Source organism: Amphritea atlantica, assembly GCF_018860855.1.
Classification (GTDB): domain Bacteria; phylum Pseudomonadota; class Gammaproteobacteria; order Pseudomonadales; family Balneatricaceae; genus Amphritea; species Amphritea atlantica_A.
In genome coordinates, this window is record NZ_JAHKQE010000048.1 from 24,310 (window position 1) to 36,676 (window position 12,367).

The 12,367-nt window shown below is 45.9% G+C and carries 10 protein-coding genes; 5 read left to right on the plus strand and 5 right to left on the minus strand.

Annotation, left to right across the window (positions count from 1 at the left end; all coding sequences use genetic code 11):
- Positions 1-44: 44 nt before the first annotated feature.
- From KO512_RS19565 to KO512_RS19575, 3 genes are read right to left on the minus strand one after another with little or no spacing between them, the layout of a single operon-like run.
- Positions 45-1,532 carry a PhnE/PtxC family ABC transporter permease gene (locus KO512_RS19565; protein ID WP_215954001.1) on the minus strand — a complete coding sequence of 496 codons (1,488 nt, stop codon included), beginning with the start codon at positions 1,530-1,532 and terminating at the stop codon, positions 45-47.
- Positions 1,519-2,169, minus strand: coding sequence for an ATP-binding cassette domain-containing protein (locus tag KO512_RS19570; RefSeq protein WP_215954002.1), 651 nt, complete (start codon positions 2,167-2,169; stop codon positions 1,519-1,521). Before KO512_RS19570 ends, KO512_RS19565 begins: the two co-directional genes overlap by 14 nt.
- Before the next feature lie 5 nt (positions 2,170-2,174).
- Positions 2,175-3,032 (minus strand): putative selenate ABC transporter substrate-binding protein, encoded by an 858-nt coding sequence (locus KO512_RS19575; RefSeq protein WP_215954003.1) that lies wholly within the window; start codon positions 3,030-3,032, stop codon positions 2,175-2,177.
- A gap of 158 nt (positions 3,033-3,190) precedes the next feature.
- Between KO512_RS19575 and KO512_RS19580 the strand changes: the two genes are divergently transcribed.
- The 5 genes from KO512_RS19580 (at position 3,191) to KO512_RS19600 (ending at position 11,010) form a co-directional block, all read left to right on the plus strand.
- Positions 3,191-3,802 carry a LysE family translocator gene (locus KO512_RS19580; RefSeq protein ID WP_215954004.1) on the plus strand — a complete coding sequence of 204 codons (612 nt, stop codon included), beginning with the start codon at positions 3,191-3,193 and terminating at the stop codon, positions 3,800-3,802.
- A 51-nt stretch (positions 3,803-3,853) separates the two neighbouring features.
- Entirely contained in the window at positions 3,854-4,993 is a 1,140-nt protein-coding gene (locus KO512_RS19585) for a methyltransferase (RefSeq protein ID WP_215954005.1), read from the plus strand.
- 242 nt (positions 4,994-5,235) lie between these two features.
- The gene (locus KO512_RS19590) at positions 5,236-7,344 is read left to right on the plus strand and encodes a TonB-dependent receptor plug domain-containing protein (protein ID WP_215954006.1); all 2,109 of its coding nucleotides are present in this window, start codon (positions 5,236-5,238) and stop codon (positions 7,342-7,344) included.
- Positions 7,345-7,438: 94 nt separating this feature from the next.
- Positions 7,439-8,326, plus strand: a complete 888-nt coding sequence (locus KO512_RS19595) for an ABC transporter substrate-binding protein (protein ID WP_215954007.1) — start codon at positions 7,439-7,441, stop codon at positions 8,324-8,326.
- Complete coding sequence (locus tag KO512_RS19600) at positions 8,326-11,010, plus strand: ATP-binding protein (RefSeq protein WP_215954008.1); 2,685 nt, start codon at positions 8,326-8,328, stop codon at positions 11,008-11,010. Before KO512_RS19595 ends, KO512_RS19600 begins: the two co-directional genes overlap by 1 nt.
- Here KO512_RS19600 and KO512_RS19605 read toward each other — a convergent pair.
- Positions 11,007-11,381: a hypothetical protein gene (locus KO512_RS19605; protein ID WP_215954009.1), complete on the minus strand. Its 375-nt coding sequence runs from the start codon at positions 11,379-11,381 to the stop codon at positions 11,007-11,009. The two genes, KO512_RS19600 and KO512_RS19605, sit on opposite strands and share 4 nt — an antisense overlap.
- A 7-nt stretch (positions 11,382-11,388) precedes the next feature.
- Positions 11,389-11,868, minus strand: a complete 480-nt coding sequence (locus KO512_RS19610) for a DUF2489 domain-containing protein (protein WP_215954010.1) — start codon at positions 11,866-11,868, stop codon at positions 11,389-11,391.
- Positions 11,869-12,367 lie beyond the last annotated feature (499 nt).

The following is a 12,367-nucleotide window of genomic DNA, read 5'->3' on the forward strand; positions in this document are numbered from 1 at the left end:
AAAGAAAAGAAATAAATAAATAAATAAAGAAAGGAAAGGAAGGTTTAACTGGACACCTTTTGCTGAATCCGTCGGGCAATTATATCCACCATGATATTCATGATCGCGGCGATCAGAATCAGTAACAGAGCAACATCAAAGCGGATCTCCTGAATCGCACTATCGACAAAAAAACCGATGGTCTGAATGCCTAAAATCCCCAAAATAGCGGTCTCTCGCATAATCACTTCCCAGCGATACAGCATAAAAGACAAAAATGCGGGATAGGTACGCGGCAGTAGCTCATAGCAGTAGCGATCAAACCGTCTAACTGGCGCATCATGTCTCAGTTGAATCTCATTACTATTTCGCCCAGTCAGATAACCAATTAAGGCACCATTATGAATCGCCAGCGCAATCACTGCCGGCAGCATCGAAGGCCCCAGCAACTGTAATAAAATATACGCCAATAGATATTCAGGAGTGGACCGTGCAATCACCAATAACAGGTGGCCCGGCATACGCCCAGCAGCACTAAAGCAGTGGCGACTGATCAGCGGAAACAAACATAATGCAAAGATACCCGTCACGGCCAGTGCTATCTGTGACAGTATCAGTGTATTCCAGATACCCGGCAACGCCTGTTCTAGCAGTATATTCGAGCTCCAGTCGGCAAATGACTGCCATGTGGGATCACTCGCGCGCAGTGGTGCAGGGACAATATCCTGCGAGAAAAACCGCCACACATTACCCCATATAATCGGCATACCTTCCCCCATAAAGAAAGGCGCACCGACAATAAATACAGGCAGCGTCCAGCGTCGCAGCCAGAGTTTTTTCGTTGCCACTAACACATAAAACAGTATCAATAACGCCGCCACTTCAGGGTAATATCCCTGTGAGAACGAAGACTCTAAATAGTACCCCAATGTCGGCAAACCGACGAAGCCAAGGATAGCGCTACTACGAATACCGCATTCAAGACGATAGGAGGTGTAACTCACTAGATGAGGCCAAGCCAACGGTAAGCGAGTGTAAAACAACGCACTCAAATAACCACTACGAGCGGGAAGTGAATAGCCCGGCTGCTTTGGCACCTGATCAAGAATTTCAGCAAACATACGTGCAAAAATCCCGGAATAAGGCACCGCTATCGCTAATAATCCAGTTAACGGATGAAGACCAAAAAACTGTAGAAAAATGAGTGCCCAAAATAGCTCATGCACTGAGCGCATCAGCGCACAGATGCCACGCATTAACGGGTGATGAAAAGCCAACGCCAGTAAAAAACCACAGACGACCGCCAACGATACCCCACCGAAGGCAAAGGCTAAGGTTGCCAATAACGCCTCAATAACAATCTCGAGGTCCATCATCTGTGGCGAAATAAAGCCTTGTAGCAATCGGCCTAGGTCGGTCCAAGGATCGAGACTGGAAACTTCCAAATCAGCAAAAGGCACACAGAGTAATGCAATCAGCAGAAACCAGAGCCCAGTGCGCGCACCGCGAGGCCAGCGATAGGTTGGCATCTCCACCATTTTAGTAGAACGCATTCAGTGTACTAACCGAGAGTCGTGCAGCGGGCTCATCGAGTACCAGAGCGCCATCCTGAATCGCAATAATTCGCTGCCCATAACGCAATGCCCGTTCAACATCATGTAGTGTGATAATAGCCGTGGTGAAATGCTGACCCAGTAATGACATAACCCGATCAGCTTCGGGACCATCTAAAGCGGATACAGGCTCATCGGCCAATAAAACCGATGCGCCCTGATATAACGCTCGAGCAACAGCCACTCGTTGTTGCTGGCCACCCGATAGATCCGCTACCGCTGAGAAGCATTTATCACTCAGCCCTAGCCGTTCCAACAATGGCACTATTTCAGCAACCCTTGCCTCGGCAGGCATCACAAGATTTCGTAGATTATGAAACACACTATGGTGGGATAAGCGGCCCATATAGACATTATGGAAAACACTCAAACGATCCACTAACCCTAATCCCTGAGGGATTAGGGCGCATTCATCTCGATTTTCAGTATAGATATGGTTCAGTAACGTTGATTTACCGCAGCCACTCTTACCTAACAAAATCAGATGCTCACCAGACCGGATATCCAGCCGGAAAGGCTCCAGAACGGTTTGGCCATCATACCCGAGGCCATCGCTCTGTATCGTCAATACAGACATGCGTCTTAATCCAGTAAGCCGACCGCTTTAGCCACCTTACGTACCGGTTCAAAATCTTTATTAGAGGCCGGAATAAAGCCTGAACGAGGAAAACTGCGCAACAACTCGGGATCAGTCATTTTTAACAGTGCCTGCTTCACTCGATCAGAGAAACCCTCACCATAGACCGCATCCATATCGCCTCGCAATGTCCACTGATAATCGGGATAGGTTGGTGTTTCCCAGATCACCTGCACCTTAGACGTATCAACATTACCGTCTGCAACAGCCGCTTCCCATACTTTATAGTTCAAAGCACCTAGCTGATAAGCACCCGATTCAACCAACGCGATCGTACGTGAATGGTTACCGCTGAACCCTACACGGCTAAACACATCATTCGGACTTTCACCAAACTGTTCACGCAAGTAATACTCAGGCATCAGACGGCCGGATGTAGAACCTTTTGAACCAAACGTAAAGGTCATATCTCGCACTGATTCGGGCAAGCTATCAGCCGGCGTGAGTCCTGTACTACTATTGGCGATAAAGAATGACTTAAATTCAGGATCTTCAATTCCCTGAGCCAACGCAACAGAACCCGGCACAAGCTCCCGTGCTTTCACGCCAGACAAACCACCAAACCAAGCTAGCTGCACCTGATTATTCCTAAATGCAGTAATCGTTGCAGCATAAGATTTAACGGGCACAAAACGTACTTCCGTTTGTAACTCTTCTTGTAAATAATCAGCTATCTTCTGAAACCTCAATTTAAGCTGAGTTTCATCCTGATCAGGAATAGCCGTAAAAACAAATACAGGAGCGGCGTTAACAGCACCCGTCAGCAACATCAGTAACAATCCACGCACTAAAATCCTGAACATTTTAACTCCTGAATACACTATAAAATCGGGGCTGCTATTTTCGCACAATACCCCTTAAAAATGCAGCGAGTTTAGTGTGATCTGCTCAAATAACCGCTAGAATTCGTCACTGAAGAGTAACGCCCTCCATCATTCGACTCAATTTTTACGAGATAACGATGTCTTTCGAAAGCGCTATTACCTTTTTTATCGCTATTTTTATCTTTGGTATTACCCCAGGCCCTGGCGTATTCGCCATTCTCGCTAAAGCAATGGTTGAGGGTAGCCGCCGCTGTTTTATGTTGGCGCTCGGCATGGTACTCAGCGATATTCTATATCTCACCCTTGCCTGCCTTGGCTTAGCCACCATTGCCGAGCACTGGGGAGAACTGTTTACCCTCATACGCTGGATCGGCGCCGCCTATCTGATCTGGCTGGGCTTTAAATTATTCACAGCTAAAACGGACACTCAGCCACCAACGCCAGCCGCCAAACGTTCGTCAATGGAATTAATCCAAGGCTTTTTGATTTCGGCCTCCAACCCAAAAGTCATCCTATTCTATATTGCCTTTCTGCCAACCTTTATGGATCTGAGCCGCCTTAATGGCAATGATATAGTACTCGCTGCCGGCTTAACGTTGGTCGCCCTCATGATGGGCTTGATGCTAATTGCCACCGCCGCACACTGGGCCAGTAAACGGTTACAATCCCCCAAAGCGATGCAGCGACTAAATCAATCCGCTGGCGGCATTATGATCGGAGCGGGTGTTTTTCTAGCCAGCCGCCGTTAATTCTTTATAATCAGCAACCAATACCTAAAATCGTCAACAGATAGGATCACGATGGAAACCCTTGCAGTCCCTCAAGGCACTTTTTCACTAGCACGCTACCCCATACGTCAACAGGAAACCCTGCGTGCTTGGGATGCGGCCGATGAGTATCTGCTGAACTATCTGAACGATGAACAACTTCTCAAATCGACCAGTAGAATCCTACTGTTAAACGATAGCTTCGGTACACTTGCCTGTGCACTCGCTGATTATCAGACGTTATCCATCAGTGATTCATTTATTGCCTATCAAGGGATGCGCAATAATCTTAAACATAACCGGCAAGACCCTGATGCCGTTCCGTTCAGACACTCACTGATGGATTATGGCGTTCCTGATCAACCCTATGACTTAGTGCTACTTAAAATCACCAAAAGTCTCGCTCAGCTGGAAGACCAACTCCATCGGATTAGACCTTATATCGATGAAAATACTAAGATTATTGCCGCAGGTATGGTTAAAGCGATTCACAACTCAACGCTGCAACTATTCGAATCCCTGATCGGCGTCACCACCACATCATTAGCACGAAAAAAAGCGCGACTTATTTTCAGCGCCCCAAATCTAACGCTATCCCCCCCTGAAAATAGCTACCCAAAGTCATACACTCTAGAAAATACAGACTATCAAATTCTTAACCACGCGAATGTTTTCTCTCGAGAACGGCTGGATATAGGTACCCGCTTCTTCATAGAAAATCTACCCACAGACCAACGCTATCAACATATTGTCGACCTAGGTTGCGGTAATGGCATTGTCGGACTGATGGCCGCCGCAGCAAATCCGGCCGCCACTATTAGCTTTGTTGATGAGTCGTATATGGCTGTCGCTTCAGCGCAAAGTAATTTTGAAAACGCCTTTCCCGATCGCAAAGCCGAATATTCAGTGACTGACTGCTTAAGTGGCATGCCCTCAGACAGTTATGACATCATTCTCAACAACCCACCTTTTCATCAGCAAAATGCGATCGGTGACTTTATCGCTTGGCAGATGTTCAATGACGCCAAAGCCTCATTAAAAAAAGGGGGGGAATTATGGGTCATCGGTAATCGTCACCTTAATTACCACCTTAAACTGAAAAAACTCTTTGGTCATTGCACCACCGTCGCCAGCAATAAAAAGTTTGTTATTCTGAAAGCAATAAAAAAATAATCGTGGCGGCTTAATCCGAATCGACCCAGATGACGATATCCGGTATATTTATTGGCTTTGTAACCCTTAATTCAGTCCGGCCAGTCACTTATCAGGAATAGATAAACAGAAAGCAGGCGCGGAAAATACAATAAACCGTAGAACATAACGGTTTTATTATCGAAGCTGTCTTAATGGGTGTTTTTATTATTGGGGTTGGTACACGGATTTAATCAAACCTAACAACGGGTACCGTGACGGCCATGGCTTTTTTAAATTTACGCAGAACGCTTAATAGCCTGTGTGTAACAACCCTATTATGCCCTGTAGCGGCACACTGTGTAGAATTAGATGAGCTATCAGAGCTTGACTACCTTAACGACTTACCGATCACATTTTCAGCAACACGACTACCTCAAACCCTGAGTAAAGCACCGGCGTCAATCACCATCATTGACCGACGCATGATCGATGCCTCCAGTGCTACCTCCATTCCAGAACTATTCAGATTAGTGCCAGGCATGCAGTCCTATCATACCGGTAACAACACCTCAGCCGCCGCCTACCATGGTATGAGTAATAAGTTTTCATCACGGATGGAGGTTATGATTGATGGACGATCGACCTATATCCCACTATTTTCAACGGTCATTTGGGAAACACTTCCTATCACCATTGCCGATATTGAGCGCATTGAAGTTATCAGAGGAACCAACACCGTCACTCAAGGCTCTAATGCCTTTCTTGGCGCAATCAATATTATCACCCATACCCCTCTCAGTGATCAGTCCGATGTCATCCAATACACCCACGGCGAATTCAATACCCGCAATATTCAGGCTGAGCATAACCAAAAAACAACTAATGGGCATTACCGCGTTTCAACCGGTATTTTAGGCAATGATGGCAATAGCTTTGCTAATAATGAACAAGATCCATATCTAAAACGATATATTAGCTTTGAAGGTACTATTTCGCCAACATTGCTCGATACTATTACCGTTGATTTAGGTTATTCCGAAGGCTATAGCTCAATTGGTGATATCAGCCCAAAAGCTGACTGGGACTTCAAGCGAAGAGAATTTGAGACAAGCTTTCAGCAAATAAATTGGTCTCACATTCTCAATGGTTCGGATGAACTCAAAGTGAGTTATGCCCATTCTGTCAATAATTTTGACGCTCGACAGCTAACTGCTGAGGAAGTATCTCACAGCCTGCAGCAACCATTATCTATTGCTCAAGAGTTTATAGATGCCAACCCTCCAGCATTAATCACAGAAACCGGTAACATTAAGCAACATGACCTAGAGATAACACTAAAGCAGCAACCCTCATTCCACTCTCAACTGATAACGGGTATCGCTTACCGAGCTAGCAGCGCCAAAAGTCGACAACTGTTGAATACCGATGAGTGGGTAAAAGAGGAAAACACTCGTTTATTTACTAACTGGGAATACTCCGGATTTAACGACTGGACCATCAATACAGGCGCATTGCTTGAGCATACTAGCAACTCGACCCGCGTATCTCCTCGTGTCGCAGCCAATTATCAGTTATCAGAACACAGCTCAATCAGAACATCTGTCAGTCGGGCTTACCGAATGCCTTCCCTCCTAGAGTCCAACTTTGAACGGATTATCTACATTCCCACCCCCTACACAAGCACCTTCGGCGAGGTCTATGACTATGAATTTCTAGCCAATGAAGATCTTTCACCGGAAAAACTCGACTCCATAGACCTCGGCTTAATGATCAGTTGGCCTGAACTGCACTCGCAATTGGATACCCGTATCTTTTATGAAAATATAGAAAACGGTATAACACCGAGTTACCAACTTCTCGATTCGACGATGCAAGCATCAGCTCCTTTGGATAATGTGTATCGCGTCTATATGAACCGCGCACAGTGGAGCAACCGTGGCATAGAGTTGCAATACAAATATCAGTCTGATGGCAGACTCAAACCGTTACTTGTTGTAAATTATGGTTATATTGACAGTAACGGCTATCGCAACGATGGCAATCAACATGGCAGCACAACCGACATTATTGACCGTTTAGAAACTCGTAACCCGATGCATACCGCTTCGGCGCTCGCTAGCATCACCTTACCAAGCAGACTGCAGCTCAGCTTAACCCATTATTATCTAAGCTCCGTCCGTTGGCAGGAGGGGGTCAAAAGTTCGGACGAACCTAATGCCTCCTATCATCGAACCGATCTCAAAATATCTAAAGCATTTAAGCTTTCACCCAAAAGCGACCTAAAAATTGCTGTTATTGTGCAAAATTTACTCGATAAACCCTACTCAGAGTTTTATGCTGCAAATATGTTTGAACAACGAACCTATCTACAAGCCCAGTTAAGCTTTTAATTCGCTGCATAAACGGACGATGTTGAAAACTACACGGGAAGTAGAACCGAGATTAAGACCTTACTATCAGCTTCTCTATTGGCTGATAGCACTTATGCTTGTCAGCAGTAATGTCAAAGCTAGCAATACACTGCTGCTGCTTAGCTCAGATAGTCCCGCATATCAAACTGTCGCTACCTCGATTATCAGTCAAGGACCTACCATTCCCATAGATACGTCATATCCGGATAACCTGACAGATAATGCAGCCACTCACCTTGCCACATACTCACTACTGATCGCCGTTGGCACTAAAGCTACCGAGTTTGCAATGCAGTTCGCGGCCCAAGATAGCGTCATTCTCAGTACGTTTATTCCCAGCCAAGGGTTTCATAAACTATCAGAAGAGTACGCAACAGCCCTTAAAGAAAGAGGTATCAGTACAACCGCTATCTATCTCGATCAACCCTTAGAACGTCAGCTAAAGCTAGCCACCCAGATAAAACCTGATTTAAAGAGGCTAGGGTTCACCCTAGGGCCAGACTCTCAATACCTGCTGCCACAATTAGAAAGTGCCGCGACCAACTTAAATTTAAGCCTCAATTATCAAACTCTGACACTAGAGAGCAACCCCATTCAGAGTATTCAGCCAGTAATGGAAGATTCAGATCTGTTTCTAGTCATCCCAGATCAAAGCACACTCAATAGAACGACGGCAAAATGGTTACTCTATATGTCATTAAGAAACCAGGTGCCGTTATTAGCGTTCTCGCAGAATTATGTCAAAGCGGGTGCTGTGGCAGCCTGTATCACAACACCCGAAGAGATAGGCCGCTACACGGCTGAACAGCTCCATATTATAATTCAAGGGGCACTACCTCTTCCTTCCCATAGCCCATACTTTACAATCATTACTAATCCGCGAGTCGCAAGAAAGCTAGGCTTGAAAATAAAAACAGCGGATGAACTCCAACAAACAATTGTGGAGAGCGAAGCGCAGTGATGAACAGCAAACATTCCCGCTATGGCATCCGCCAGCAAGTACTATTGATCACACTGATTCCGTTAGTGTTGATGACCCTGGTTCTAGCCGGTTACTTTGTTTCAACTCGCGTCAATGATAACAAAACAGCCCTGATTGAACGGGGCGAAACCATGTCCAGACTGCTCGCCCAAGCCTCCGAATTCGGCCTCGTGTCAGGCTTGACACATCAATTAGCGGCACTCAGTCAAGGCCCGATACAGGAAGATGATGTAGCAGACGTCATATTTACCGACACGGCACGCGAGATACTCTACCGCTCTGAGAGCTTCCCTCTTTCCCTCGACCTTAAAACCCAACCGAGTCATCACCTAGGCGACGATATCTGGCTATTCACCACACCGGTTACCTCCCAAGGGATCGTGATCGGTGACTCGCCAGAAACGAAATCAACTCAGGAACCAGAATTATTAGGCTGGGTGACGGTCGCGATGGCGACTACCCCAATGCATCGAAGAGAGAACCGTATCGTCACCAATAGCCTACTCATACTGCTCGGTGGGTTACTCTGCACCTTTATTATCGCTGCACGTTTTGCTGAGAGGCTAGCAAAGCCGGTTATTAATCTAACAGCGGTGGTTAAACAGCTTGAGGAGGGCCAACTGGACGCACGCACCGAAACAAATTCTGATGCCGAGCTAGGGACTCTAGAGAATGGTATTAATCTACTCGCTGAACAGGTACAGAGCTCCAAGCTAGATCTTGAAAGCCAAGTGGCAAAAGCAACAGCTCAGTTACGACAAACCATGCACAACCTAGAAACACAAAATTCAGCATTACAGTTAGCTAGGCAACATGCGGATCAGGCCAATATGGCTAAAGATAATTTTCTTGCTCGCATGAGCCATGAACTACGCACACCGCTGACCTCTATTCTAGGCTTTACCAATATGCTGAGACAGACCGATCTTAGTTTTGAGCAACAGGAACACTGTCGAATCATTAATCAAACGTCGACCATGCTCTTATCCATTATCGATGACATCCTTGATTATGCGAAACTACAATCGGATGCCATCAAGCTAGAACAGATATCGTTTAATCCAGAACAGGTAATATTTGAAGCATTAGAGATGCAGTCCCAAAGCGCCGCCGCTAAAGGTTTGGAGTTAGCCTATCAGGTCGATGAAGCCGCCTACGAAGACGTTTTAGGAGACCCTACAAGGCTGCGCCAGATAGCCACTAACCTTGTTAGCAATGCAATCAAGTTTACCGACTCTGGCCAAATACTCGTCTTCCTACAAGTCGTTAGACAGGATACCTTCCGGAAAAAAATGAGGCTGTGTGTCCGAGATACGGGCATCGGCATTACCGATGATCAACAAAAACTATTATTTAACGCCTTTGCTCAAGCAGATTCATCGATCACCCGCCGGTTTGGAGGAAGCGGACTAGGATTAGTCATTGTCCAGAAACTCGTTCAACTGATGCAAGGACACGTTGATCTTAGTAGCCAATGGGGCAAAGGCACTCAAATTTGTTGCGATTTTATGGTCAAAACAGATCCATTAGCGCAGCAAGAACAGCCCCTCAAATCGTCTCAACGCGAAGTCATTATCTTTGATCGTCATCCAGAAAGCTTAGCTTCTCTCTGTGACATAACCCGCCCACTGACGACTAAGGTACATCCTTGCGCAACCCTTCAGAGCCTAGAAAAAACCTTGGCAAACACCCAGAAAGAGTCAGCAGCACTCATTTTTAGTCTAAGTGCTAATCCTGATATTGCTAACCAGCAGAAACTTAAAATAGCGACGATATTTGCCTCGTTTAAAGGCAGCACGCTGCTGCTAATGCCAGCGCTAACAGGCAATCTCCGTGAATTCACACAACTTGGCGATTTCCCACATCTTACGATCAACAGCAAACCGTTACATCGAGCAGCGCTTAAAAAATGGCTAGACAGTGCAACAATTAACATTGAGGAACAGCAACCATCACCTGACTCACTCTCTTCACTAGCCGAAATAACCGCCGTTATCGCTGAAGATAATGACTTTAACCGTTTACTCTTAAGAAAAATTCTTGAGTCCGCAGGTGCCACCGTATATGAAGCGAGCAACGGCCAACAGGCGATCACCCGCATTCATGAAGTACAACCAGACATCGTTATTATGGATGTCCATATGCCCATCATGGATGGTATCGAAGCAACCAAGGTAGTCCGAAAAACCTTTCCTCAACTTCCCATTATTGCGCTGACAGCTGATGTCATCACCAGCGAAGAACAAGCATTACATCAAGCCGGCGTTAGCCGAATTGAATACAAACCTATTAATGACAGCCGATTACTCAAGCTGTTAGCAATGCTCTGCAATGAAGACAAATCGTTGGAGACCAAGGCGCTTGATAACGAACAAGCCCCGACAAAAGCAACCAACCTCATCAAATATCAATTAAGTAAAGAAGACTTGCATGAGGAGCTCTCAACCCAGATCAACAGCTTGCATCAAGCATTTAGCCGTAACGATATAAAAAGCATACGTGACCACAGCCATCAACTAACTGGTCTAGCCGGCCTATGCGAACTTCCAGAGCTTGAGAACTGCAGTATAGAGTTAAATGAAGCGGCAAAAGCGGGAAGTATTCGAGAGATATGGCAAGTATTATGGCGCTTAGAGCGACTGATAGCGCATCAACAATATTAAAAATCTACCGATAGTGGCTCATTGCGGATAAAAAGATCAAACTCTTCTGCAAGTGTTTTAATATAGTTACGCCCCTTAGGATCATAGAGATAGCCATTTAAGCCTGCTCGTGCCTTAACACCAACAACCTCCCCTTGATCAAACTGATAGCAGCGTATGCGAAACGCCTCTAAATCCATATCATGGGAGATCGGCGTATGGATAAACAGACTCCATGCCTGTTCTGTCGTAGACCGGTCTTCAACGCCTTGCATTAAAGCAAGTATATACGCCCGATCAGGCCGGTAAGTTGGCGCTCGCCCAAACAGAAGCCCCACGACGAGGAACAGCAGCACCAGCAAGCTAACGAGGAAAACAACCACAAATTCCATCTAAACCTCAATGATATCGATTGAAATCCTGAGCTAATAGACTCCTAGCCGCAGTTACAACCTGATCATTATAATCAGATTCCAATGTTTCCATATGAGCCGTAAACTCGAGTTTCTCGGGGCCTTTAAGTGCTTTCCAAGCGGCTAAACGAGGAATATGTTTAGTCTGTTCAAAAATTTCATTAAAAACAATGTAGGTTTCTGATTGAGCAAGCAGTGGATCTAAATTATCTAACAGCACCTTACAGCGGATACTCGCTTCCGTCAGCGGTATCTCTTCATTCAGAATCGCTCGACTAATCACTTGTAGACTTTCAATAAGATGCAAGCGATGTTGACTGACTTCTACCGCCATCTTTTGCAGCTTAACCTCAGCGTCTAGACGCTTTTGTTTCTGTTGCTGCAGCAATCGTACGATATAGACTACCAGTCCGGCAACGATGATTAGATTTACCGCAATTAAAATATAAAGCGTTGTATCAGACATTAATGGCTAATTCCCAGAATAAAAACAAATAGAACACCACAGTATTGCGGCTATTCGCTAATTATCAAACATGGCAACGCCACTTGCCAGAAAAGATTTGCATAACCGCAGGGTGAGGAGAGGAACGAACCGCACCAGAGCGATAACTCGCACGACCCGTGATCCAATGCTAATCCAACGCTGATCACCGAGCTCTTATTTCTGCCAGAGACGGCTCCCACCGTGTCTGCTTGTTGTCTGTTTTTATCCGCTGATCCGAACGCCAAAAACGAAAAAGCCCCGATCAAACTAATGATCGGGGCTGTCTCTTATTTGAAGCTTGGCGATGACCTACTTTATTCAGGCTTCGCCTTCACCCTCTCAGCACTGCGTGCTTCGGGGCCGCCGTCACACGCTCCGGCGTTCAACGCGCTGCGCGCTTTTGTCGCCCATGCTCGATTCGGTCATAACATACCGACATAAAAAAACCCCTTGCACAGAGTGCAAGGGGTTATCTTAT

What these genes read in the sequence shown, in the direction of transcription:
- KO512_RS19565 (WP_215954001.1), bottom strand. Translation starts at nt 1,532, where the DNA reads ATGCGTTCTACTAAAATGGTGGAGATGCCAACCTATCGCTGGCCTCGC.
- KO512_RS19570 (WP_215954002.1), bottom strand. Translation starts at nt 2,169, where the DNA reads ATGTCTGTATTGACGATACAGAGCGATGGCCTCGGGTATGATGGCCAA.
- KO512_RS19575 (WP_215954003.1), bottom strand. Translation starts at nt 3,032, where the DNA reads ATGTTCAGGATTTTAGTGCGTGGATTGTTACTGATGTTGCTGACGGGT.
- KO512_RS19580 (WP_215954004.1), top strand. Translation starts at nt 3,191, where the DNA reads ATGTCTTTCGAAAGCGCTATTACCTTTTTTATCGCTATTTTTATCTTT.
- KO512_RS19585 (WP_215954005.1), top strand. Translation starts at nt 3,854, where the DNA reads ATGGAAACCCTTGCAGTCCCTCAAGGCACTTTTTCACTAGCACGCTAC.
- KO512_RS19590 (WP_215954006.1), top strand. Translation starts at nt 5,236, where the DNA reads ATGGCTTTTTTAAATTTACGCAGAACGCTTAATAGCCTGTGTGTAACA.
- KO512_RS19595 (WP_215954007.1), top strand. Translation starts at nt 7,439, where the DNA reads ATGCTTGTCAGCAGTAATGTCAAAGCTAGCAATACACTGCTGCTGCTT.
- KO512_RS19600 (WP_215954008.1), top strand. Translation starts at nt 8,326, where the DNA reads ATGAACAGCAAACATTCCCGCTATGGCATCCGCCAGCAAGTACTATTG.
- KO512_RS19605 (WP_215954009.1), bottom strand. Translation starts at nt 11,381, where the DNA reads ATGGAATTTGTGGTTGTTTTCCTCGTTAGCTTGCTGGTGCTGCTGTTC.
- KO512_RS19610 (WP_215954010.1), bottom strand. Translation starts at nt 11,868, where the DNA reads ATGTCTGATACAACGCTTTATATTTTAATTGCGGTAAATCTAATCATC.